The sequence below is a fragment of the Bryocella sp. genome (genome assembly GCF_058498515.1).
Window position 1 is genome coordinate 123423 of sequence record NZ_JBMHYI010000047.1, and the last position, 24386, is coordinate 147808.

Here is a 24386-nt window from a genome sequence, read left to right on the forward strand (position 1 = left end):
CATCCGTCGAAATAGGACGCCTCACGTCTTCATCTCCTTCCCCGAAGACGTGAGGCTCCTCTCAAGCACAGCTGGCTCGACGGGCTCCGCGATCTTCCCCACCGAGACAAAGTCATTGCGTCTCTCCGCAAATGGCGCGGTCCCTCTGGGACATCATGAATGCCGGCTAATGCTCTACGGAATCCCTGATCAGGTGGCGCGGACGGGCGGGCACGACTTCAGTAGTGCCGTGACGTCTGCAACAACAATGCGGCGGTAGCCGCTGTGGGAATGACTTGATCAGACCTTCCCGAACGAATAAGGGATCTGCATTGAAACAATTGTTGTCGATTGACGCCATCGCTTCCAAGCTTCACCTTCCCCAGTCCTTGTACGAGCGACGAAGCCCTGTAACGGCGAAGCTCAGCCTGGATCTCCTGAATGGTTTGCCAGGCAGAGATGCCAAGCCAGGGAAGTTGATTCTTGTGACTGCGACCACCCCTACCGTCTCAGGCGAGGGCAAGACTGTTACCTCGATAGGCCTCGTGCAGGGGCTGGAGCGGATTGGCAAACGCGCGATCATCACATCGCGTGAGCCCTCTCTCGGACCGGTCTTCGGCATGAAGGGCGGTGCAGCCGGAGGTGGCAGATCGCAGATCGAGCCGGCGGAGAAGATCAATCTCCATTTCCACGGCGACTTCCATGCCATTACGTCGGCGCATAACCTGCTATCCGCACTTATCGATTCTCATCTGTTCCACGGGAACGAATTGAACATCGACCCTCATGCCGTGACCTGGCCCCGCGCCATGGACATGAACGATCGGGCGCTGCGCAGAATCATCGTGAGCGTGCCCACCCCGGGACAGAAACACCGCGACGGCAGCAATCGCGAGGCGGGCTTCGTCATCACCGCGGCCTCGGAGATTATGGCGATCCTCGCGCTCGCGCATCACCGCGATGATCTGAGGCAGCGGCTTTCGAACATCGTCATCGGATCGAATCGCGACGGCCAGCCCGTGCGAGCCTCCGATCTCAAAGCTGTGGGTCCCATGATGGCGCTGCTTAATGAAGCGCTGGAGCCGAACCTTGCTCAAACCACGGACGGAACCCCCGCGCTGGTCCACTGTGGCCCGTTTGCGAACATCGCCCACGGCACCAGCTCCGTGGTCTCGCAGCGCATCGGTATGAATCTTGCCGATTACGTAGTGAACGAGACTGGCTTTGCCGCGGACCTTGGCTTTGAGAAGTTTATGGATCTGGTAATGCCTTCTTCAGGCGTCAAACCTTCCGTCGCCGTCCTCGTCACCACGGTGCAAAGCATGCGCAACCAGGGCGAAGGAGACCTCCAACGCGGCTTTCCGAATCTTGAAAAGCACATCGGGATCATTCTCGGTTTCGGCCTGCCCGTGGTGGTTGCGATCAACCGCTTTCCCAACGATTCGGACGCAGATCTCGATGCGCTGAGAGAATTTTGCGAAGCCCATGGCGCCTCGTTTGCTCTCTCTGAGGCCTTCGCCAAAGGTGGCGAGGGAGCGGAGGCGTTGGCAAGAAAAGTGGTCGAGGTGATCGCCGCCAATCCGGACCTGCAGCCGAGCACCACCTATACCTCCGCAGACTCGATTACCACCAAGATCACCAAGGTAGCGCAGCAAATCTACGGTGCAGACGGCATTGAATTCTCAGAGGCCGCCAAAGAAAACCTGGCCCGCTTTGAGCGCTGGGGCTTCGGCCATCTCCCCATCTGTATTGCCAAGACCCAGTATTCGCTCACCGACGATCCGAAGCGAATGGGCGCGCCGACCGGCTGGACCTTGCACGTCACCGATATCTCACTCTCCGCGGGTGCTGGGTTCCTCGTTGTCACCTCGGGGGCGATGATGCTCATGCCCGGCCTGCCACGCGCTTCGCGAGCTCTGGAGATCGACGTCGATTCAGCTGGAGAAGTCACAGGAATATCCTGAAGCTCAGTAGTACCGGCGACTCGGACAGGCTTTGTGCCGTCCGCCGGCGAGCGTATCCTCGGAGCAAGTCCCCACATCCTTGCTCCAGGAGTCGCATTCACGATGCTGCGTTCCGCGCTCGTTGTTCTTGCTCTTTCCTCCACCCTCGCCGTCACGGCACAGGCGCCCGCCAAACCATCGCCATCAAAGACCGTCGTCGTCCACGCGGCACACATGTTCGATGGCATCAGCGGCAAGCTCACGGGTCCCGTCACCGTGACCATCACTGACGGCCAGATCACCAGCGTCGCCGACGGTACCACTTCTGCTCCTGGTGCCACCGTCATCGACCTCGGCAGTCAGACCCTGCTGCCCGGCCTCATCGACGTACACAAGCACATGGGCGGCGGCCCGCGCCTGCCGATGAACGTCTTCCAGTCGCGCCTCACCGTCTCGCCGTTCGAGAACGCCATCGGCGCGGGCGTCATCGCGCGCAAGCTGCTCGAGGAGGGCTTCACCACGGTGCGCAACATGGGCTCCGGCGGCGGCCTCGACCTGGCGCTGAAGCATGATATCGATCGCGGCTGGATCCCCGGACCGCACATCATCGTCTCGCTCGAACCGCTCTCTGTCAGCGGCGGTCACAGCGATCCGAAGAACGGCATCGACGACACCTGGAGCAACTCCACCTGGGGTGGCAGCGTCGCTGACGGCCCCGAAGGCTTCGCGAAGATCGTGCGCGAGCATCGCCGCGAAGGCGCCGAGGTCATCAAGATCATGCCATCGGGTGGCGTGCTCTCCATTGGCGACGATCCCAAGGTCCAGACCATGACCAACGACGAGATCAAGGCCGCCATCGATACCGCACACAATCTCGGCCTCAAGGTCGCCGCGCATGCGCACGGCAAGGCTGCGATCGACAACGCCGTCCGCCTCGGCGTCGATTCCATCGAGCACGGCACCTGGGCCGATGCCGAAAGCTTCAAGCTGATGAAGGAGCACGGCACCTACCTCGTGCCCACGCTGCTCGTCGCCGACCAGGTGCACGAGACCGCGCTGCATCATCCCGAGCAGCTCAACCCCTCTGCTGCCCAGAAGGCCATCGAGGTCACGCCGCTGATGGCCGGAATGTTGCACGATGCCTACAAAGCCGGCGTCAAGGTGGCCTTTGGCACCGACACCTCCGCCGGCGCGAACGCGCATGAGTTCGCCCTGCTGGTAAAGGCCGGCATGACGCCCTCCGATGCCCTGCTGGCCTCGACGCGCAACGCCGCCGACCTACTTAGCCTCACAGGCAAAGCCGGTTGCATCAAGGCTGGCTGCTACGGAGACCTCGTCGCTGTTACCGGCAATCCCCTCGAGGACATTTCGACGATGGAGCACGTGCAGTTCGTGATGAAGGGCGGCACCGTCTACAAGCAGGACGGCAAATCCGTCGTCCAGCCCGTCGTCGGCGCCGGCGATGCCGCCGCCGACTTCGACTACTAATGGCAGCGCTCCGCGTTAGCGGCTCCGCCGTTAGCCGCAACGCGGTCAGCGAGTCAGCGACGTACTGACTCGCTAACTTGCTCACAGCAGCCCGCTGACGGCGAAGCCGCTACCGCGCAGCGCTCTCGCCGCAGGCGCTAACCGCGAAGCCTCTGCAACTGTAATGTTCCTCGCCCATCTGCGTCTTCCTTTACGACGGCCGGCCTCCAAGCCGCCGTCGCGAAGGGAGACTCACCATGATGACGAAGACCAACACCTGCTCCTGCGGTCCCACCTGTACCTGCCCCGACTGCACCTGCCCTACGGGCGCTGTGCCCGTTCTGCCATGCTGCTAACAGAGACTGCGGTCCGCCGGGGCGATGCCCTCGCGGACCGCGCATCCTCCATGGCGTCCACTACCAACACGAAACTCGCAGACCTGCTCACCCGCCGATCGCGCTTCCTCGCGTTCGTCGCGCGCCGCGTGGACGATCGCGCTCTCGCCGAAGACATCCTGCAGGCCGCCTACATGCGCGCGCTCGAGCGCACTGATACGCTGCGCGACGAAGAGTCCGCCGTTGCCTGGTTCTTCGCCGTACTGCGCAACGCGATCATCGACCACTTCCGCCGCCGCAGCACCGAGACCTCGGCGCTGGAACGATGGACACAAGAGCTCGCGCACGACTCGACGCAGAAGAACGAAACCCACGACCTCGTCTGCCACTGCATCGCTTACGTCCTGCCCTCGCTGCGCCCCGCCTACGCCGAGATCCTGCGCGAGGTCGACCTCGCCGAAGAGCCTCTGAGCGCCTATGCCGCACGCCACAACCTCACACCCGGCAACGCGGCTGTGCGCGCCCATCGCGCCCGCGCCGCCCTCAAGCGCGAGCTTGCCCGAACCTGCGGAGCCTGCGCCGAACATCGCTGCCTGAGCTGCGACTGCAAGCGCGCATAACTTGCCGCACGAATGAATGGATGAATTCTTCCGCTCCGCTTGAATCCCATGGGATGATGCCGATATGGACTCCCTCCAGAACGTGAATCAGGAAGCCACTCAACCCTCACGCCCCACTGTCTCTCGGCGTCGCGTGCTTCAGGCCGCGAGCGCCGCAGGCCTCGGCGGCACGCTCTTCCCCGGCGCTCTGCTCGGCCTGATGGCCAGCCCGAATTCTGCCGGAGCCCAGAGTCTATCCAAAGCCGACCTGCGCGACTGGCCCATGATCACACCCGAGATGATCGACGCTGCAGGCGTCATCGCCGCCATCAAAATCACCGACGAGCAGAAGCAGACGATGCTCAACGACCTCGTCGGTAAGCGCAACTCCTATCTGCGCATTCGTTCGCTCAAGCTGCCCAACAGCGTCGCTCCCATCGCGGTATCGAATCCCATTCCGGCCGGCACCACGTTGCCGCGTGCAGCAGCCGTCGGAGTCCACATCGCCGGTTCACCCGACCTCAGCGCCTACACCGGCACACTCGAAACCAACGGTATAGCCAGCGAGACCGTTGCCTTCGCCACGGTGCGCGAACTCGGCGCTCTGCTACGTGCGAAGCGCATCACCTCAACGGGCCTCACCAAGATGTACCTCGCGCGCCTGCATCGCTACGATCCCACGCTGCACTTCGTCATCACCTACACCGAGGAGCGCGCGCTCAAGCACGCCGCCGCAGCTGACGCCCGCTTCCACGCCGGCCATCCCATCGGCCCACTCGATGGCATCCCCTGGGGCGCCAAGGATCTGCTCGCCGTCGCGGGCTATCCCACCACGTGGGGAGCCGGCGGCTTCGAAGACCAACACTTCGACTACGACGCCGAAGTCGTGAAGCGGCTCGATGCAGCCGGAGCGGTACTTATCGCGAAGACGAGCCTTGGCGCGCTCGCGCAGGGCGATCTCTGGGGCGGCCGCGACACCTTCCAGCGCACCCGCAATCCCTGGAACCCGCAGCAAGGAAGCAGTGGTTCTTCGGCCGGCAGCGCCAGCTCCGTGAGCGCCGGCTGCGTGGGCTTCGCTATCGGCACAGAGACCCTCGGCTCCATCTCAAGTCCTTCTACACGCTGTGGTGTCGTCGGCCTGCGCCCCAGCTACGGCCTCGTGCCCCGCACTGGCGCCATGGCGCTCAGCTGGTCGATGGACAAGATCGGCCCCATCGCCCGCAGCGTCGAGGACACGGCCCTCATCCTCTCCGCCATCGCAGGCCCCGACGGCAAGGACCTCTCCTGTCAACCCGCAGGCTTTGGTGCGGACTTCAACCTCGATCTCCGCAAGCTCCGCGTCGGCTACCTCAAGACCTCCTTTGACGAGCCCGTCTTCAAGCCCTCAACGGAAGAAGACCTCGCCAAGCTCAAGCCCGAGGAGCGCGCCAGGCGCATCGAGTCCGAGAAGACCAACTTCGCCCGCCGCACCTACGATGCCAGGTTCGATCGCGCCGCGCTCGAGACGCTGCGCAAGATGGGCATCGACCTGAAGCCTTGCGAACTGCCCAATTTTCCCTTCGGCGCGCTCGGCACCATCCTCTCCGCCGAAGGCGCAGCCGCCTTCGACGAGCTCACCACCTCCGGCCGCGACGCTCTCCTCGCCGGCCAGAGCCCAGGCGACTGGCCCAACACCTTCCGCGAGGCACGCTTCATCCCCGCCGTCGAATACATCCAGGCGCAGCGCGCCCGCACGCTCGCCATGGCCGCCATGCACGAACTCTTCGCGCAGTACGACGTCATCGTGACCCCCTCGGGCGGGATGCAGCTCACGGCAACAAATCATTGCGGACAACCCGCCGTCATTGTGCCCAACGGCGTTCGCGGCGACGATGCTCCCGCCTTCGTCCCACCCGACACCAATGATCCCGTGCCCAATTGGGGAGGCCCCGGAACGCCGGTGTCCCTCACCTTCCTCGCGCCGCTGTACGCAGAAGGCCCAGCGCTCGCTCTCGCCGCGGCCTACGAGAAAGCCACCGGCTTCACGAAGCAGCACCCCAAGCTCTGACCCGCTTCGCCCACGGATTCATCGGCCGCCGCCGCGCAACCATCGGCCCTCCCGTGCGTCCTATCTCCGTCCGCATTGCGCGAAGTCGTTTCAGGAGTCCTCCCATTGAAGCTCTATCCCTCCGCTCTCTCCGCGCTTCTGCTCGCCACGCCTGCCTTGGCCTGCACCTCGGACTGCCCGATGATGAACCGGATGCGTGCCGGCAACTCCTGCGAGCCGACCTCCGCTGCGACAGCGCCATCCCTGGCCATGTCGACCCCTGCTAACCCTCGGATTCCTCCGATGTCCATGGTCGCCAACACCCTCATCGAGGCCCAGCAACAACATGGCTCCAGCGGCACCAGCATTGAGCCCGCCTCGACGCCCGTCTCCATGCTCATGACCTCGGGCCATGGATGGCAGTTCATGCTGCACGGCACCGCCTTCCTCGCCAACAACCAGCAGCAGGCCACCACAGTTCCGGGGCAAGCCGAGCGCGGCCGCGACGCCTTCTTCTCCACCAACTGGATTATGCCCATGGCCGAGCATCGCATCGGCCCCGGCACGCTCACGTTCCGCTCCATGCTCTCGCTCGAGCCCGGCACCGTGCACGACCGCGAGTACCCCGAGCTCTTCCAGCAAGGCGAGACTGCGTACGGCGCGCCCATCGTCGATGGCCAGCACCCGCACGATCTCTGGATGGAACTCGCCGCCATCTACGATCAGCCGCTTGGCAAACGCGGCCTCGTCGAGCTCTACGCTGCTCCCATCGGCGATCCCGCCATCGGCCCCACGGCCTATCCGCATCGCGCCTCGGCGAGCGAAGACCCGCTCGCTGCGCTCGGCCATCATCAGGAAGACTCCACGCATATCGCCTTCAACGTCATCACCGGCGGCGTCACCTATCGCTGGGCGCGTCTCGAGCTCTCCGGCTTCCACGGCGGCGAGCCTGCCGAAGACCGCTGGCACTTCGAGCCCTCCCCCAACGGCCACAACGTCGACTCCATCTCGACGCGCCTCACGGTCTCGCCCACACCCGACTGGACTGGCCAATACTCCTTCGCGCACATTTATCACCCTGAAGCCCTCTATCCCACCGAGGACCAGCAACGCCAGACCGCAAGCGTCATGTACCACCACGCCTGGAAGCGCCCTGCAGAAGGCCCTCCGACGGCCAGCACGGACATGAGCGGTATGAACATGCAGGACATGCCCGGCATGCCGATGGGTTCTGCACCGGCAAAGAAGAACGCCCTGCCTGCGATGACGATGTCCGCGGAGCCCGCCACCGACCTCGCCGTCACACTCGTCTGGGGACGCACCAAAGGCGAGCCCGCAACGTCCTCACCCGCCTCCGAGATCGCCAACAGCTATCTCGCCGAAGCCCGCCTCAAGTTCCTCACGAAGAACTATGTATGGACACGCATCGAGAACGCCGCGCGCACCAACGAGCTGGAACTGACGCCCGGAGCCCCACTCCCCGCAGGCTTCGAGGAGCAAGGCGTCGGCCATGTCGCAGCCTTCAGCTTCGGCTACGATCGCGACTTCGCCGCCGGTCCGCATCTGGTCATCGCGCCCGGGACGCAGATCAGCTTCTACCGCACACCCGACGCACTGAAATCAATCTACGGAGCCACACCCACCGGCGAGGTCTTCTTCCTGCGCCTGCGGCTGAGGTAACGCCTACTCTTCAGCCGGCAACGCAATGCCTTTGCGCCGATCGAACAGCTTGCGCACAACGTAGAAGCCCAGCCCCAGCAGGATCGCCACCGCCACGCCGATCAGCACATCCATGTGCGTATGCATCACGTGCTTCAGCGAGTGCATCAGCGTCGGCCCAAACCATATCGTCAGCAGCGAGCACACCAGGAACTGCACCAGCTTGCCCAGGAAGATCGCCAGCACGAACGGCATCGGCTTCATCTCGAAGACGCCCGCTGCAAACTCGAACAGCTTCAGTGGCGTCGGCGGGGGCAGCATCGCCGGGACCATAATCGCCAGGAACTCCTGGCTCTCGAACCGGTCGCGAATCTTCTCGTACCGCTCGCGGTTGATGCGCTTCAGCAGGAAGAACTCGCCGCCCGCGCGGCCAATGTAGAACGGCACCAGCGATCCGATCGCCGAGGCCAGCGCCGCCACCAGGCTGTAAATCAGAAAGCGCGCGTGGTTGCTCGCCACATAGCCGATCACCACGCCGTCCATCGAGACCGGGATGGGGATCAGCGCGGAGTCAATCAGGGCCAGGCCGCCGACACCCCACACCCCCAGCGGCTTCATCACCGCCAGGATGCCGAGCGAGAACTTGTGCAGGAACGCTATGGGAGTAATCTTCACCGACCTCCTATTCTAGTCGGCTGCACGGAGAACGCGTTGCGATGCCATGACATCGCGTCCACCGGCTCAATAATCTTCACTCGCCTTCGCCAGCCGCATGATGTTCCGTGTTGCCGGAAAGCAGATCCAGCGCATGCGGCAACAAAGGCAGAATCACGCCCAGCGCATGTCTCGCGCCCGCAGGACTTCCCGGCAGATTCACCACCAGCGCCGCACCAATACACCCCGCCAGGCCGCGGCTCAGCGAGGCCATCGGCGTCTCATTGGAGCCCTCACGCCGGATCAGCTCCGCCAGCCCCGGGACCAGCCGCGTACACACCGCCAGCGTGGCCTCCGGAGTGACGTCTCGCGGCGCCAGCCCCGTGCCTCCGGTGGTCAACACCAGCCCCGCCCGCGACGCCCCCGCCAGCAGCGCCTCCTGCAGCATGTGCTGGTCGTCGGGAAGCACCATCCGCTCCATCACTTCGGCACCCGCCTCGCGGAGCATCATCTCGATCGCCGGCCCGGAGACATCCTCCTGCGTGCCGGAAAAGCACCGGTCGCTGGCGGTAAGGACGATCGCCTTGCGGCCGGCGAGCGAGCCGGACGGCAGGTCAGGAGACGACGGCTGGGGTGAATCTGCGTGCAGTTCCATGCACTCAAGAGGATAGCCCCAGCTAAGGTTTCCCGCGTATCCCGTCCCTCCGCGGGATGCGACAATGGACGAAGCCGCAGGAGATTCATCGCGGCCCGCAGGCACCTGCCTGCTTGCTATTGCCGAGTTGCCGCTGCGATATCACCCAGTTGCCTGCTTCGCTATCGAAGGATTACGCAACCTTCGGTACCGTTCATCCGTCCGAACTGAAGACCCGATGCTACCCATTACGCCCCTCGATCCCGAACCGATCCAGAACGATACGACGGCGCAAAGCGTCGCCGACGCCGGACCAGACCAGACGGGGCCACAACAGGCGATCGAGCAAGGCGAGGTCCGCGCGACCGCCTCCGACCGTCCCGTTACCTTCATCCCCCACGCTCCCGACGGCTCCGTGCCCTCGCGCCCCGTCGTCATTCGCAGCGCCCGCTTCGGTGAGCTGCAGGAGCACGAGCTCGTCCACCTGCTCGACTCCATCGAGGACGAACGCGCCCGCGGCCGCTTCCGCGAATCCATCTACATCTCGCTCTTCGTCTGGGTCATCATCCTCTGGGTGCTCTTCTACGGCCCCAAGTACCTGTGGCATGCTCCGCAGCTCATCTCGCCGGTCGACGCGCTGCACGAGAAGGAGCTGACCGTCCTCAACGCTCCCAGGCTGCCACACGTCGCGCCCAAGCTCCCGCAGAAGTCCCTCGACACCAAGACCCTCGAAAAGCTGCGCGCGATGAATCCCAAGCCCGTGCCCGCCGCGCCGCGGCCCACCGAGGCCGCACCTCCGCCACCCACCACCACCCCGCTGCCCACCACAGCCCCGTCGATGCCCGCGCCCGTCACCGCGCCGCCGGTGGTCCCGCGTCAGCCCTCGCCCATCGTCGCCGAAGCCCCGACCCCGCAGCCCAGCTCGCACCCCACCTTCAACACGCCCTCCACCAGCGACTCCATGCGCAACCTCGCGGGAGACGTCGCCCGCGATCGCAACGCTCCCGGAGGAGGCTACGGCCGTCGTGGCGGCTCCAGCCCGCTCGGCATGGGCGGCCCCGAAGTGCTCTCGCCGCCGCAGCCCGGCGTCGACCTCGGCCCCTACCTCCGCAAGATCCTCGCCGACGTCCAGCGCAACTGGTATCCGCTCATCCCCGAAGAGGCCAAGCCGCCCATCTCCAAGCAGGGCGAAACCCTCATCCGCTTCACCATCAATCCCGACGGCAGCATCAGCGCCATGGCCCTCGACGGTTCCACCCACGACGATGCCATCAACAAGTCCGCCTGGGGATCGATCACCAGCGAAGGCCAGTTCCCAGCCCTGCCCAAGAACTGGAAAGGCCCACTCGAGCTGCGCTTCCACTACCTGGTGAACAAGTCGATAGAGTAACGTGCTGCGTATGGATCGCGAGCCGAGCACGCCGGCCCAGCCCAGCCTCTTTACCGAAGCCTGGGCCGAGAATACCGCCCGCAACGAGACCTCCCTCAAGTCAGAAGACCTCGCAGCCCGCGCCCTCGAACATCGCCGCATCCTGCGTGGCATGCTGCTGATCGGCTCCATCGTGCTCCTCGCCAGCCTCGCCCACGCCGGCCTCGCACGAGCCTTCTACCCCGGCTGGTGGAGGCAGTGGTGAGGAGCCAGTGCCAAGTGGCAAGTAGTAAGCCTTTAGGCGCGGTCGCCACGATCCACTGAAGCCACGAGACCGCGTAGCATCTCACTTGGCCCTTATCACTTGGCCCTTATCCCTCCCCACTTGCCAATTTCCACTAGCACTCTCGCCCCGCTTCTCGTCCTCGCCGGCCCCACCGCCAGCGGCAAGACCTCGCTCGCCCTCCATCTCGCCGAGCAGCTGAACGGCGAGATCCTCAGCTGCGACTCCGTCTCCGTCTATCGCGGCCTCGACATCGGATCCGCCAAGCCTTCGCCCGAAGAACGTGCCCGCATCCCCCATCACGGACTCGACTGGTACGCCCCCAACGAGGAAGCCACCGCCGGCGACTACGCCCGCCGCGCCCGCGCTGCACTCGCCGACATCACCTCGCGCGGCAAGCTGCCCCTCGTCGCCGGAGGCACCGGCCTCTATCTCCGCGCCCTCATCGAAGGCCTCGCCCCCGCACCGCAGCGTGACGAAGCCCTCCGCGACCACCTGCGCAACCGCGAATCCCGCCGCCCCGGCTCGCTACATAGGCTGCTCTCGCGCTTCGATGCCCGCGCCGCCGCAGCCATCCACGCCAACGACATCCCCAAAGTCATCCGCGCCCTGGAGATGACGCTGCTGGCCCGCCAGCCGCAAACCACGCAGTGGACCGCCGGTCGCGAAGCGCTCCAGGGCTACCGCATCCTCCGCCTAGGCCTCGATCCCCCACGCCCCGCCCTCTACGACCGCATCAATGTCCGCGCCGCTGCCATGTTCGACCGCGGATTAGTCGAAGAAACCGCGGCCCTCGTCACTGCCTACGGAGACAACATCCGCTCCCTCGGAGCCTTAGGCTACGCTCAGGCTCGCGCCCTCCTGCGCGGCGAAATCTCCCGAGAAGAAGCTATCGCCCAGGCCCAGCAAGGCCACCGCAACTACGCCAAACGCCAACTCACCTGGTTCCGCCGAGAACCCGAGATGCGCTGGCTGCACGGCTTTGGCGACGTACCGGAGATCCAGCAGGAGGCCCTCGAAACCGCTCGGAACGTTCTGTCAGCGACAAATTCGCCGCAGGAAGCAGCCCCGGGCGAAAGCAGCAAGGAATAGACTGGCTGCGTTCCACGAGTCTTTCGTGCCGCACCCGCTTCGTGCGCCATGGGCCTCTGGTCGCCGGATCTCCGGAAGAGAGTCTCCAATGCTTTCCTTCTCCACGATGATGTCCCGGCTCAAGCAGCAGCACGGAGAGCTCGACGCGCCTCCCGCGCAAGGCCCGTTCGCTCTCGTGATGTGGGAGAACGCCTGCTACCTGCTGCCCGACACCCGTCGTCAAGCGGTGTTCGACGCGCTGCGGCAACAAGTCGGCATGAGCGCTGCCGCAATCGACAGTGCGTCCGACACAACCTTGCTGCCCCTCGCCCAGCGAGGCGGCATGCGGCCCGAGACCCGCGTCTTCCGTTGGCGCGAAATTGCGCGCATCACGCTGCAGCAGTTCGGCGGAGACCTGGACACCATCCTAGGGTGTCCATATCCCGAAGCGAAGAAAGCCTTGAAGCAATTCCCGAACATCGGCGATCCAGGAGCCGAGAAGATTCTCCTGTTTTGCGGGATGACCTCAGGCCTACCACTCGAATCGAACGGTCTGCGAGTGCTGGTCCGGGTGGGCTGGGGACGACAGCAGAAGAACTACGCCGCCATGTATCGCGACGTGCAACAGAACATCGCAACGGTGCGCCCACGAGACGTCGCTGCGCTGCAGGAAGCGTTCCTGCTGCTGAGAGAACACGGCCGCGAGATCTGCAAGGACAAAGCCCCGCACTGCGAGCGATGCCCGCTGGCCAAAGGATGCGATCACGCCGCCCGCAAGGTCGCAGCATTCCTCTCTTCAACCCACAGCTAGGCCGCTGTGCCCCCTCTGTTCTTCTGCTGTTCTGCTATTCTGCTATTCAGCTGTTCTGCTGCCCTACTGCGGCGGCACCGGAGGAGCATTCTTCGGCAGGTCCGGCTCATCGCTCGGCGTCACTTCCGGAGCCACGTTCGGGTCGTCGATCCAGTACCCATTCCGCGCCTCCACCTTCAGGTTCGCGTGATCCGGCAGCGTCAGCTGAATCGTATGGAAGCCCGTCGTCGGGTCGCTCGGACGGAAACTCAGCACATAGCGATTGGGCACATGGTTCGCAATCGTCAGCAGCGCCCGCTGCATCGACTTCTCATTATTGAAGCTGTAGAACTCTCCGCCCGTCAGCTTCGCCACCGACTCCGGCACATTACGCCGCATGCTGTTCCCGAGTGCAATCGCCGCCATCTTCGCCAGCCGCAGCGGCGGAATCAACTGCGCGAAGCAGTCGTAGTTCTGCTGTGCGCGCGTGGGCTGCATCGCCGGCGCGATCGTATCATCGTGCGCAAAGCAGCCGTGCGCCGGCCCAGGATCGTGCGAAGAGCTGAGCGCTCCGCCATGCTTCAGTTCGGCCTTGGTCGAGCTGAACGCCACCGTGTAGATCGTCGTATTCGTATCGGCAATCGCATGCAGCGTATCCACGAGAGACGTATGGCTGCCATGGTCCAGCGTCTCCGAGAACAGCAGAATCGCCCGCCGGTACGACGTTGGCTGCTTGCGCAGCATCTCCACCGCAAAGCTCAACGCATCGTAGATCGCGGCCTTCTGATCTCCTGGCTGCAGGCTGCCTAGCGTAATGTTCACCGCGCCCAGGCTCGGCGTAAACGGCTGCTCCACCGTGGGCGCGGAGTCGAACCCCACCACCGCCACCTTGCGCGGCACAGCGCCAATCACGTTATCCAGCAGCGCCCCAAGCTCGCTGTACAGGTGCAGCTTCTCCGCGCCATCGCTGCCAGTTTCCACCACGATTACCAGCGCCAGCGGCTCGCCGCCTGTGTCTTCCTCTAGCCGCAGCTTCTGCGGGATGCCGTTGTCCGTCAGCTGGAAATCATCCTTGCCCAGCGTGAACACCACATCGCCGCCCTTGGTCTTCACCAGCGCGGGCACCACCACCAGGTTCGACCGCACGCTGATCGTCGCCGTCTGCGATCCGCCTTGCGCCGCAGCATCATCAGCCGCAGGAGGTGCAGCCGTCTGCGCCGAAGCGACGCGGCACGCGGTCATCAGAATCGCCAGGAAGATCCCGCGTACAGGAGTGAGGTAAGGGTTGGTCATCATGTGGTCCAGAACAGACTACCTGTACCTTGGACGCACAGCCCAGCCGCAGGGGCGCCGACCCAATCGCAACGAAATCCAGTCGAGAACGAAAGTACCCTTCGCTCCCGTCACGGTTGCTTGTTCTTCCGCCCCGTCGTCATGTGGTTGAACACGAACTCCTGCACCAGGTTGCTCACTCCATCCAGCCCCGCGTTCACGAGCCCATTGGTGATCGTCACCGACGCTCCATGCCGGTCGCTGGCCGGATAGTACAGGTTCGAGATCGCGCCCGCCGCCAGATCCCCGCCAATCCCCGAATAGCTCACCTGCCACTTGCCGTTGTCGCCGCGGCAGATCACCGCCGTCGATAGCGCATACAGCGCGCGCGACATCACGCTGCCCGTGCCCTTGTAGAAGTATCGGGGATCCTGTCGCAGCAGCGTCGGCAACAACGCTCCTCCGACCAGCGTCTGCACCCCAAAGTCCGCTTCGATCGCGCCAAAGCGCTTGAAGTATCCCGTTGCCCCTTGCCCATAGCCGCTCAGCGAGTTCGTCGCCTGCCCCACGCCAGCAAAGCCCGCATTGATCACATGGCTGATCGGATCGACGGTCGTCTTCCACGCCAGCTCGAACTTCTGCCGCGCCGCCAGGGGCTGCGCGTTCCAGGTGTATGAGACGAAGTAGTTCGGCAGCGTGCCCAGCAGGCGCTGATGCTCCTCTTCCTGGATCTGGATCTCCGCCATCTGCCGCTGCGAGATCGCATTCACCGAGTCCTGCGTCGAGGCCTGCAGCGCCAGGGGTGGAAGCTCATGCGCTCCGGCCTCGATCACCAGCCCGGTCAGCGATCCCTCGCCAAAACCCGCGGCCGAAGCCCGCAACGAGTACGTTCCTGGCGGCACATTCGGAAACGAGTAGCGGCCATCGCCGTTCGTCTGCTGCTCGCGAGCCGTCCCATTGGCCCCAAGCAGCCGCACCCGCGCTCCGGAGATCGCCGCGCTCTGCGAATCGGTAATCATCCCCGTCACCATCGCGAATCCCGTCGCACCTTCCGAGCCTCCGTCAGCTTCCGCGCTCGCCACAGCCACGCTCGCCTGCGCACAGGCGGGCGATCCCATACATCGCATCAACGCCACCGCGAGCAGCACAAGCACCTTGCACACACGAAACGCTCCACGATGCCACGCGCCGCTGCGGCGTGTGCGCCCGAACAATAAGCCTGGAAGGAACACTCCCTCAGCATACTGTGCGGCTGCCCATCGACCACGTGCGCCTGCTCACCGTGCGCGCGGAAAAGAAAACCCATCCCAAGGAGGGATGGGCCGGAGAAGTTACGTCGTGACTGCGGCGCAGCATGACTGCTGTCTTGGAATCAGCAAGATCGATACATCACAAACGTTTTTAGTACTGAACCACCAGGTCGTCCGCGAGGCGGAAGTGCACCACCGACTCCGCATGAATCACGATGTCGCGGTTGCCCGTCGCGCCCGCAATCAGAGTGCCTGCGCCCGCGCCAGCCGCGCCGCCGAGCGCCACGCCCAGACCACCGGTGGCCACGCCGCCGATGATCATGCCGACGCCCGTCATTCCGCCGATGAAGCCCGCCGAGCGCCGGCCCTTGCCGCGCTTCGCGTTCACATGCTCCCGCGTGTCGAGCGAGTACTCGTTGCCGTTCAGCGTCATCGTGGTCAGCCGAAGCTCCAGCACCGACGCTCCCTTGAAGTGACCGCGACGATGCGCTGCATCGATGCGCCCCGATACCGGCGTTCCACGCGGGATGATCACCTCGCCGCCGCGTGAGATGGGCTCAGCCACCTCGCCGCTGAAGCGCTGCCCCGCATACGCATGCTTCACGTTGATCGTCTGGTTGATGCGAATCGCCATTTCGGTACCAGACGGTACCGAAACATTGCCTGGCGCGGGCGTGGACGCGGGCTGCGGCTGCGTCGACGTGCCGCCATTCACCGGATAGGTCGCCACGGCAGTGTTCAGGTTGTTGTTAGCCGGCGCACCATTGGGTGCCGTTCCGCCGTTCGCCGGACCAATCAGGTCCGCCGGAGGAGGAGCCTGCACCGAGCTCACCATCGGCTGCGTCGCCGCCGGCTTCGGCGCTCCCGGAGCGGGAGGCGTCACGGTCGTCGAAACCTGCTCGGCCGCACCCGGTGTCGGCGGTGGCTGTACGGTCGTCGTCACCGTCTCGCCGCTGGAGTTCACAAACTGCACCTGCTGCGGTGTGTTCGTCGCCGCGGCCTGGCTCTTGGCCTGGTCGATCGCCTTATCGTTCGCGCTCTTGCAGCCCGATACAAAAGTCAAAGAGAAGAGGCCTACCGCTGCAATCGCGGCGGTCCGTGCAACAAAGTTCTTCGAGAGCTTGAGAATCATGGGGATCGTGCCTCCTTCACACAGCGCCCGCACCTGTGCCATCGCGTTGGCGATGGAAAGCTGGTCCCTGCGCCGCAAATTCCATGCGTGCAAAGACGAAGATGTGCGGGGGCCCGTGCTACTAAGAAAATGGATGCCGCGTCCGTCCGCTCTGCTGCCTGTACCCCCGCAGAAAATGCGCGCCACCAAAGGTTGCCTCGGATGTGGGGATCTCAGCGCGGCAAGTCCCGGAGTAGCATCGCGCCGGAGTTCCATCGCCCGGGGTACCATCGAAGTGCCATGAGCTCCGCGACCACTCTTACTCCACCCACCGCGTCGAAGCGTCCGCAACTCGCCCACCTCACCGCCGTACTCGACGATCTGCGCGCCCGCGGCACCTTCTTCCGCCTGCGTGTCCTCGACGATCAGCAGGCCCCCGTCTGCCACTACGACGGCCGCGAGGTTATCAACCTCGCCAGCAACAACTACCTCGGCCTCTGCAATCACCCTAAGCTCATCGAGGCCGCGCTCAAAGCCACGCGCACCCTCGGCATCGGCTCCGGAGCCGTCCGCACCATCGCCGGCACCATGAAGATCCACATGGAGCTCGAGGAAAAAATCGCCGCGTTCAAAGGCGTCGAGGCCTGCGTCGTCTTCCAGTCCGGCTTCACCGCCAACGCCGGTACCGTGAGCTCCATCCTCGGCAAGGAAGACTTCATCCTCTCCGACGAGCTCAACCACGCCTCCATCATCGACGGAGCCCGCCTCTCGCGAGCCAAGATCAAAGTCTTCCGCCACAAGGACGTCGCCCACGCCGAAGAGCTCCTCAAGGAGATCCAGAACGAGCCCGGCCGCAAGCTCATCATCACCGACGGCGTCTTCTCCATGGATGGCGACATCGGCCCCGTGCCCGCGCTCTGCGACCTCGCCGACAAGTACGGCGCGATCATGATGGTCGACGACGCCCACGCCTCAGGCGTCCTCGGCCAGAATGGCCGCGGGTCCGTTTCGCATTTTGGCTGCACCGATCGCGTCGATATCCAGGTCGGCACACTCTCCAAGGCCATCGGCGCTCTCGGCGGCTATGTCTGCGGCAGCCGCGACCTCATCGACTACCTCTACCACCGCGCCCGCCCGTTCCTCTTCAGCACCTCGCATCCCCCGTCGGTCGCTGCCACATGCATGGCCGCCTTCGATCTCCTCGAAGCCGAGCCCGAGCGCATCGACCGCCTCTGGTCGAACACCAGGTACTTCCAGGCCCAGCTCCGCTCCGCCGGCTTCAATATCGGAGGCATCACCACCCCCGCTACCGAGACCCCCATCACGCCCATCCTCATCGGCGACGGCCGCGCGACCATGGACTTCTCCCGCGCCCTCTTCGACCAGGGCCTCATGGCCACCGGCATCGCCTTCCCCACCGTCCCCGAAGGCAAAGGCCGGATCCGCTGCATCATGACCAGTGAACACACCCGGCCCCAGATCGACAAGGCCCTCGAGATCCTCACCGCAACCGCAAAGAAGATGAGCGTCGGCCTCGCCTAGCCGTATGCAGTCGCACCCGCAACTAACAACTAACAACTAACAACTAACAACTAACAACCGAGAAGAACGGAGCCCACCCACCAGATGGTAGCAATCGAAATGGAGTACCTCGGAGACCTGCACTGCAAAGCCACACACGGTCCCTCCGGTACGACCCTCGACACCGACGCCCCGAAAGACAACCAGGGCCGCGGTGAGTCGTTCTCTCCCACCGATCTCGTCGCCACCGCACTGGGCACGTGCATCCTCACCACCATGGGCATCCTTGCCCGCACGCTGGGCCTCGACATGTCCGGAGCGACCGCCACTGTCACCAAGGAGATGGCCAGCGTTCCCACCCGCCGCATCGCCACGCTCGCCGTCACGCTGCACCTGCCCGCAAGCATCGCTCCGGAGAATCGCATCAAGCTCGAACGCGCCGCCCACACCTGCCCGGTCCACAAGAGCATGCAATCCAACGTCGACATGCCTATCACCTTCGTCTGGGGCAACGAAGCTGCTATCGGCACGCCCTAGAACTGGCAACACGAAGCGACGAAGCAGGCCTCTCTTCCGGGCAGGCCTAGAACTTTCGCTTTCGCTCCAACCAGTTCTCTACGCGTAGTTTTGAAACACGCTTGAACTCCGCCACGTTGTCCGTGACGATCACCGCGTCCAATGCAAGGGCATGCGCGGCGATCCATAGATCGTTCCCGCCGATCATGCCCCCTCTTGACTCCAACTCCGCGCGAATGCGGCCGTACTGCCGGTCGGTCTCTGCCTCAAGCGGAAGCACCTCCAGCGCAGCAAGAATCAGTTCCACTCTCTCGGTCAGAAGAGCCGAACCCTTCTTCGCAGCGCCATACCGCAACTCTCCGGCGACAACCAGACTTGTCGCCAGCGCTTCCCTGTCCGCCGCAGGCAAGCCTGCGATCCTCTGCGCCACGCTGCCGCGAGGATTCTTGATCAGGTCCGACAGGATGTTCGTATCCAACAGATAGCGAACCGCCATCAGAGTTCCAACAGCCCCACCAGCCCCACCGGCTCCGCGGGCTTATCCTCAATCGCAGGCAGCGCGTCCGCACCCCGCAGCGGATCCCACGAAGAGAGTAACTCCGTTAGCGTCACCTTCTTCACCGGCTCCAGAATCAGCCGTCCGCTCTTTTCGCGGCGGAGAATCGCCTCATTCCCCGGCAGTTCGAACTCGCGCGGGATGCGAACCGCCTGGCTCCGGCCATTCTTAAACAACCGCACGTGGCGGCTCGATGTCGTAACTGCCATAGGTTCACGCTCCCTCGACCAGCATATGCCGCGTAATATGCCGAGGCAAGAGAGCTTTTGCTCTCACGACAGCGGCCCCTGCCCTTCACGTGTCAAACTGAAATTGCAGCCGCGCCTCCCCGCGCGCGCCCAAGGAGCAGCCTCTCTTGAGCCTTTCGCGACTCTTCTCCGCTCTTCTCGTCATCACCCTCTCTGCCCCCGTTGCTACACGCGCCTTCGCAGCGGACTCCCCCGACGTCACCCGCGCCACGCTCAAGAACGGCCTCCGCGTCGTGCTCATCCGCAACAAGCTCGCGCCCGTCGTCACGGTCGAGGCCAACTTCATGGTCGGCGGCGATGAGACTCCCGACGGCTTCCCCGGAACCGCCCACGCGCTCGAACACATGGCCTTCCGCGGCTGCACCGGCATGACCGCCGACCAGACCGCCGCCATCTATGCCCAGCTCGGCGGCGAGAACAACGCCGACACCCAGCAGAACATCACGCAGTACTATGCCACCGTCCCCGCTGCCGACCTCGACATCGCGCTCGAGGCCCAGGCCAAGTGCATGGGCGGCGTCGACAACACCGCCGCCGAGTGGGACAAGGAGCGCGGCGCCATCGAGCAAGAGGTTTCGCGCGATCTCTCCAACCCCACCTACAAATTCATCGCGCGCCTCAACGAAGACATGTTCGCCGGCACACCCTACGCGCACGATCCCCTCGGCACCCGCCCCTCGTTCGACAAGACCACCGCCGCCGATCTCCAGAAGTTCTACAAGACCTGGTACGTCCCCTCGAACGCCATCCTCGTCGTCGTCGGCGACATCGATCCCGCCGCCACGCTCGCCAAAATCAAGTCCCTCTACGAGGCCATCCCTTCGGGCTCCATCCCCGCGCACCCTGCCATCAATCTGCAGACCGTCAAGCCCGAGTCCTTCACGCTCGACTCGAATCTCCCCTACGTCCTCGGCTTCGTCAGCTATCGTTTGCCCGGCACGGACTCACCCGACTACGCCGCCGCCACCATCCTCGGCGACGTCCTCGCCAGCCAGCGCGGCGACATCTACGGCATGGTCCCCGCAGGCAAGGCCCTTGCCGCCGAGTTCGCCGTCGAAGAGACCTACCCCAAGGCTAGCGTCGCCTTCGGTCTCGTCGCGCAGCCCGCCGGTGTGGAGGCCAAGCCCGCGCTCGATGAGCTGAAGAAAATCATCGACAACTACGCGCAGAACGGCGTTCCCGCCGAGCTCGTCGACGCCGCCAAGCGCGCCGAGCTCGCCCAGGCTGAGTTCCAGCGCAACTCCATCCCCGGCCTCGCCAACGTGTGGTCGTCGGCACTCGCAGCCGAAGGCCGCAACTCGCCCGACGAAGACCTCGACGCCGTCCGCAAAGTCACCGTCGCCGACGTCAACCGCGTCGCGAAGCAGTACCTGCTCAACGCCCCCGTCATCACCGCGGTGCTGCAGCCCAAACCCACCGGCGAAGCCGTCGCGGCAAAGGGCTTTGGCGGCGCCGAAAGCCTCATCGCCGCGCCCACCAAGCCCGTCGTCCTGCCCGACTGGGCCGCCGCCAAGCTCGAGCAGCTCAAGGTCCCCAGCACCTCGCTCGACGTCTCTGACACCACCCTCGCCAACGGAATCCGCCTCATCGTCCGCACCGACCGCACCAGCCCCACCATCACCGTCGAAGGCAGCGTGAAGCACAACCCCGACCTGCAGACGCCCAAGGGCAAGGACGGCGTCGACGGCATCCTCGGTGATCTGTACAGCTACGGCACCACCTCGCTCGACCGCCTCGCCTTTCAGAAGGCCCTGGACGACATCGCCGTCAACGTCGCCGCCGGGTACCACTTCTCGCTCACCGCGCAGAAGGAGAACTTCGACCGCGGCGTCCAACTCCTCGCAGACGACGAACTCCATCCCGCCCTCCCCGCCCCCGCCTTCGCCGTCGTTCAGCAGCAGACCGCCGAATTCACCGCCGGCAACATCCAAAGCCCCGGCTATAGGTTCAGCAAGGCCATCCAGACCGCACTGCTGCCCGCGAACGACCCCCAGCTCCGCGAGGCCACACCCGCGACCATCAAGGCCGTCACCCTCGACGACGTGAAGGCTCTCCACGACACGACCCTCCGCCCTGACCTCACCACCATCGTCGTCATCGGCGACACCACCCCCGCCGAAGCCAAGGCCGTCATCGAGAAGTACTTCGGCGCCTGGAAGGCCACCGGCCCCAAGCCGGAGGTCGACCTGCCGCCCGTACCCGTCAACAAGCCCTCCGCGGCAAACATCGCGGACGCCGAGCAGGTCCAGGACACCGTCCTCCTCGCCGAGCAGGTCCAGCTCAACCGCTTCTCGCCCGACTACTACCCGCTCCAGCTCGGCACGCATGTCCTTGGCGGAGGCTTCTACGCCACCCGCCTCTACCACGACCTCCGCCAGGAGGCCGGCCTCGTCTACTCGGTCGATGTAGCGCTCAGCGCCGGCAAAACTCGCGCCGCCTACGAGGTCCAGTACGGCTGCGACCCCGACAAGGTCTCCAAGGCCCGCGCCCTCGTCGAGCGCGACCTGAAGCAGATGGGAACCGAAGCCGTCTCTGACTCCGAGCTCCACCAGGCCAAAGCCCTCCTGCTCCGCCAGATCCCACTCGGCGAATCCAGCGAAGAGGCGGTCGCCAACGGCCTCCTGAGCCGCGCCGAAATCGGCCTTCCCCTCGACGAACCCATCCGCTCCGCCAAAATCTACGCCGGCCTCACCGCCGACCAGATCAAAGCCGCCTTCGCCAAGTACGTCAACACCAACGTCCTCGTCCAGGTAGTTCGCGGGCCGCAGCCGCAATAAAGCAGCAGAACAGCGGCATAGCAGAACAACAGAATAGTTAAAACCAGACAGCAGAACAGTTTGCCGTCCGGCCGCTGTTCTGCTTGTCTGCTGTTCTGCTAACTAATTCGTTAGTTGGCGCGTCACATGGAGTGAAAGATGCCGCGCAAGCCCTCCAACACGCTGACCGAAGCCGAACTCAGGCTGATGAACGTCCTCTGGGACCGTGGCGAGTCCGCCGTCTCCGACCTCGTCTCTGCCGTGGCCGACTCTGGAGCGCTCGCCTACACCTCCGTCCTCACCACCATTCGCATCCTTGAGAAAAAGGGCTACGTCGAGCATCGGCAGGAAGGTCGAGCCTTCCTGTACTCGCCCTGCGTCGGCCGCGACGAAGCCTCCCGCAGCGAGGTCCGCCACGTCCTCTCCCGCTTCTTCGGCAATTCCCGCGAGGGCCTGCTGCTGTCCCTCCTCGGCGATGGAGACATCACCGCCGAGGAGCTCGAGCGCCTCAAAGCCGCCATCGCCGCCGCCCCCGAAGACACCGCGACGCCGCGCAGCCTTCCCACTCCCCGCACGCAGCCCACGCCGCGCAAGCCCGTGAAGGAGGTCCGCCAGTGACAGCCCTCACCGTTGCGCAACAAGCCTTTCCTCACAGCTCATGGCTGAAGACCTCATCGCTCAACAGCGTCCTGCTTCTCCCTCACACCTCGCACCTCTACAGCTTGTTAGTAGGACTGTCCGGCAGCCTGCGCCTGCCCTCGCCGCTACAAACCGCCGCACCCCTCGCCGCCAGCGCTCTCATCGCTGCCGCCTGGCAAGGAGCAATCCTCGTCGCGCTCGTAGCCCTCGCGCTGCGCCTGATCCCCCGCCTCTCCGCCACCGTCCGCTCGCTGGTCTGGACCGCCGTCCTCGCGCTCGCCGTGGTGTTGCCGCTACTGCCCTTCGCAGCGCATTCCGATACCGCGACCGTGACGACGACCCACGCGACGCTGCACCTCGCCGAAGGCTGGAGCTTCGCCCTGGCTGCCCTCTGGGTCGCGATCTCCCTCTTCAAGCTCGCGCAGCTCCTCCGCAGCGCCTTCCACCTCGCCGCGATCTCCCGCCGCGCCGTCGAAGTCGATCCCGCCGAGCTCGCAACCTTCGCTCCCCAGGTCGACGCTCTTCTCCACGATGGCTCGCGCCGACCCATTCTCTGCATCTCCGACGAGGTTGACCGCCCCAGCGTCGCCGGCTTCTTCTTCCCGCGCATCCTGCTGCCCGTCGGTCTCCTCGACCGTGTCACGCCGCTCGAGCTCGAACAAATCCTCCGCCACGAGCGCGAGCACCTGAACCGCGCCGACGACTGGGTCAACCTCGCGCAGAAGCTTGCCCTCGCGCTCTTCCCGCTCAACCCCGCGCTCCTCTTCATCGAGCGCCAGCTCGCCAACGAGCGCGAGCTCGCCTGCGACGACACGGTCCTCCGCGAAACGCACGCCGCAAAGTCGTATGCCCTCTGCCTCGCCAACCTCGCCGAGATGTCCCTGGCCCGCAAGACCGCGTTGCTCGCCCTCGCCGCCTGGCACAAGCGCAGCGAGCTCGCTCGCCGCGTCGAGCGCATCCTCCTCCCCAGCGTTGCAGCCATGCCGCGCCGCGCCGCCACCACCGCCGGCGCCCTCATCACGCTGCTCGCCGTAGGCTCCGCCGCTGCCCTAGCCCACGCTCCCGCACTCATCAGCTTCGTTCCAGCCAGCAGCCACACGCTCGCGGAAAATCCCCCGATCGACGCCAAGGAGCTTGCATTCACCCAGTCGCTCAAGCCGCGCCGCTCGTTCGACTCCACCACGCTGGCCCCGCACGCAACCCTGGTAAACGCTGACGCTCGCGCCATGCATCCCATGCACGCCAGCGCGCTCATGATGGCGCTGCCAGCGAAGTCCCAGCCTGCCTTCGCTCAGTTCGCGCAGGCGCCACGCCCCATCCGCGCGATCCATACAACGCAGACAACAGCGCGCCCGAAGAACAGCGCGCGTGAGATCTCGACCTTCGCCCCGCAGCCACAGCTGCAACCTCAGCAACCGCAACCGGTCGCCCACGCCACCCTGTTCCGCCAGGTCGTCGCCACCGACACCGACGGCAACACCAGCTGGTACATGGTCGCCACCACCTACGAAGTCAGCGATCCCAACGCTCAGCCGATCCAGCCCGCACGCCAGCCGACGCAGCGGCGCAGCGAAGCCCAACCGCCCCGCTCCGTTCCGGCGTACGCCATCGTCACGCCCAACGGCTGGCTGGTCCTCGAGATGTAACCCCAAGCTTGCAACACCCGTGCAGCCCACCGCACGGCAGACTTCAACGCACAACGTAGAAC

The 24386-nt window shown here is 64.9% G+C and carries 21 protein-coding genes; 14 read left to right on the plus strand and 7 right to left on the minus strand.

From position 1 onward, the window contains the following. Window positions 1-323 precede the first annotated feature (323 nt). The 5 genes from AC5E6W_RS13885 (at window position 324) to AC5E6W_RS13905 (ending at window position 8029) form a co-directional block, all read left to right on the plus strand. A complete protein-coding gene (locus AC5E6W_RS13885) occupies window positions 324-1943 on the plus strand; it encodes a formate--tetrahydrofolate ligase (RefSeq protein ID WP_491753264.1) in 1620 nt (539 codons plus the stop codon). A 102-nt stretch (window positions 1944-2045) separates the two neighbouring features. Beyond that, a complete protein-coding gene (locus AC5E6W_RS13890) occupies window positions 2046-3410 on the plus strand; it encodes a metal-dependent hydrolase family protein (protein ID WP_491752910.1) in 1365 nt (454 codons plus the stop codon). A gap of 385 nt (window positions 3411-3795) precedes the next feature. Continuing rightward, on the plus strand, window positions 3796-4344 hold the full coding sequence (locus tag AC5E6W_RS13895) for a sigma-70 family RNA polymerase sigma factor (protein WP_491752911.1): 549 nt from the start codon (window positions 3796-3798) through the stop codon (window positions 4342-4344). A 64-nt stretch (window positions 4345-4408) separates the two neighbouring features. Continuing rightward, complete coding sequence (locus AC5E6W_RS13900) at window positions 4409-6370, plus strand: amidase (RefSeq protein ID WP_491752912.1); 1962 nt, start codon at window positions 4409-4411, stop codon at window positions 6368-6370. Between the two features lie 105 nt (window positions 6371-6475). Continuing rightward, on the plus strand, window positions 6476-8029 hold the full coding sequence (locus tag AC5E6W_RS13905; protein WP_491752913.1) for a hypothetical protein: 1554 nt from the start codon (window positions 6476-6478) through the stop codon (window positions 8027-8029). A gap of 3 nt (window positions 8030-8032) precedes the next feature. Here AC5E6W_RS13905 and AC5E6W_RS13910 read toward each other — a convergent pair whose 3' ends face one another. Then, window positions 8033-8683: a YqaA family protein gene (locus AC5E6W_RS13910; protein ID WP_491752914.1), complete on the minus strand. Its 651-nt coding sequence runs from the start codon at window positions 8681-8683 to the stop codon at window positions 8033-8035. A 76-nt stretch (window positions 8684-8759) separates the two neighbouring features. Next, window positions 8760-9317: a MogA/MoaB family molybdenum cofactor biosynthesis protein gene (locus AC5E6W_RS13915; RefSeq protein WP_491752915.1), complete on the minus strand. Its 558-nt coding sequence runs from the start codon at window positions 9315-9317 to the stop codon at window positions 8760-8762. Window positions 9318-9534: 217 nt separating this feature from the next. Here AC5E6W_RS13915 and AC5E6W_RS13920 point away from each other — a divergent pair, with 217 nt between their 5' ends. From AC5E6W_RS13920 to AC5E6W_RS13935, 4 genes are all read left to right on the plus strand, one after another. Continuing rightward, entirely contained in the window at window positions 9535-10686 is a 1152-nt protein-coding gene (locus tag AC5E6W_RS13920) for a TonB C-terminal domain-containing protein (protein ID WP_491752916.1), read from the plus strand. 1 nt (window position 10687) lies between these two features. Then, the gene (locus AC5E6W_RS13925; RefSeq protein ID WP_491752917.1) at window positions 10688-10930 is read left to right on the plus strand and encodes a hypothetical protein; all 243 of its coding nucleotides are present in this window, start codon (window positions 10688-10690) and stop codon (window positions 10928-10930) included. Between the two features lie 120 nt (window positions 10931-11050). Beyond that, window positions 11051-12040, plus strand: a complete 990-nt coding sequence (gene miaA, locus AC5E6W_RS13930) for a tRNA (adenosine(37)-N6)-dimethylallyltransferase MiaA (protein WP_491752918.1) — start codon at window positions 11051-11053, stop codon at window positions 12038-12040. Window positions 12041-12128: 88 nt separating this feature from the next. Next, complete coding sequence (locus AC5E6W_RS13935; protein WP_491752919.1) at window positions 12129-12830, plus strand: hypothetical protein; 702 nt, start codon at window positions 12129-12131, stop codon at window positions 12828-12830. A gap of 63 nt (window positions 12831-12893) precedes the next feature. Here AC5E6W_RS13935 and AC5E6W_RS13940 read toward each other — a convergent pair whose 3' ends face one another. The 3 genes from AC5E6W_RS13940 to AC5E6W_RS13950 all read right to left on the minus strand — a co-directional run bounded on the left by AC5E6W_RS13940 (window position 12894) and on the right by AC5E6W_RS13950 (window position 16463). Next, a complete protein-coding gene (locus AC5E6W_RS13940) occupies window positions 12894-14105 on the minus strand; it encodes a VWA domain-containing protein (protein WP_491752920.1) in 1212 nt (403 codons plus the stop codon). 107 nt (window positions 14106-14212) lie between these two features. Then, window positions 14213-15244, minus strand: coding sequence for a carboxypeptidase-like regulatory domain-containing protein (locus AC5E6W_RS13945; protein WP_491752921.1), 1032 nt, complete (start codon window positions 15242-15244; stop codon window positions 14213-14215). A 238-nt stretch (window positions 15245-15482) separates the two neighbouring features. Next, on the minus strand, window positions 15483-16463 hold the full coding sequence (locus AC5E6W_RS13950) for a hypothetical protein (protein WP_491752922.1): 981 nt from the start codon (window positions 16461-16463) through the stop codon (window positions 15483-15485). 279 nt (window positions 16464-16742) lie between these two features. On the opposite strand from AC5E6W_RS13950, the gene AC5E6W_RS13955 reads away from it, so the two are divergent. Both AC5E6W_RS13955 and AC5E6W_RS13960 read left to right on the plus strand, forming a co-directional pair. Next, complete coding sequence (locus AC5E6W_RS13955; RefSeq protein WP_491752923.1) at window positions 16743-17984, plus strand: glycine C-acetyltransferase; 1242 nt, start codon at window positions 16743-16745, stop codon at window positions 17982-17984. Window positions 17985-18068: 84 nt separating this feature from the next. After that, entirely contained in the window at window positions 18069-18500 is a 432-nt protein-coding gene (locus AC5E6W_RS13960; RefSeq protein WP_491752924.1) for an OsmC family protein, read from the plus strand. 46 nt (window positions 18501-18546) lie between these two features. Here AC5E6W_RS13960 and AC5E6W_RS13965 read toward each other — a convergent pair whose 3' ends face one another. Both AC5E6W_RS13965 and AC5E6W_RS13970 read right to left on the minus strand, forming a co-directional pair. Beyond that, window positions 18547-18975 (minus strand): type II toxin-antitoxin system VapC family toxin, encoded by a 429-nt coding sequence (locus tag AC5E6W_RS13965; RefSeq protein WP_491752925.1) that lies wholly within the window; start codon window positions 18973-18975, stop codon window positions 18547-18549. Continuing rightward, window positions 18975-19244, minus strand: a complete 270-nt coding sequence (locus tag AC5E6W_RS13970; protein ID WP_491752926.1) for an antitoxin — start codon at window positions 19242-19244, stop codon at window positions 18975-18977. The genes AC5E6W_RS13965 and AC5E6W_RS13970 overlap by 1 nt, the downstream gene beginning before the upstream one ends. 146 nt (window positions 19245-19390) lie before the next feature. On the opposite strand from AC5E6W_RS13970, the gene AC5E6W_RS13975 reads away from it, so the two are divergent. The 3 genes from AC5E6W_RS13975 to AC5E6W_RS13985 all read left to right on the plus strand — a co-directional run bounded on the left by AC5E6W_RS13975 (window position 19391) and on the right by AC5E6W_RS13985 (window position 24324). Then, on the plus strand, window positions 19391-22060 hold the full coding sequence (locus tag AC5E6W_RS13975; protein WP_491752927.1) for a M16 family metallopeptidase: 2670 nt from the start codon (window positions 19391-19393) through the stop codon (window positions 22058-22060). A gap of 138 nt (window positions 22061-22198) precedes the next feature. After that, complete coding sequence (locus tag AC5E6W_RS13980; protein ID WP_491752928.1) at window positions 22199-22657, plus strand: BlaI/MecI/CopY family transcriptional regulator; 459 nt, start codon at window positions 22199-22201, stop codon at window positions 22655-22657. Continuing rightward, window positions 22654-24324, plus strand: a complete 1671-nt coding sequence (locus AC5E6W_RS13985; protein ID WP_491752929.1) for a M56 family metallopeptidase — start codon at window positions 22654-22656, stop codon at window positions 24322-24324. The genes AC5E6W_RS13980 and AC5E6W_RS13985 overlap by 4 nt, the downstream gene beginning before the upstream one ends. Window positions 24325-24386 lie beyond the last annotated feature (62 nt).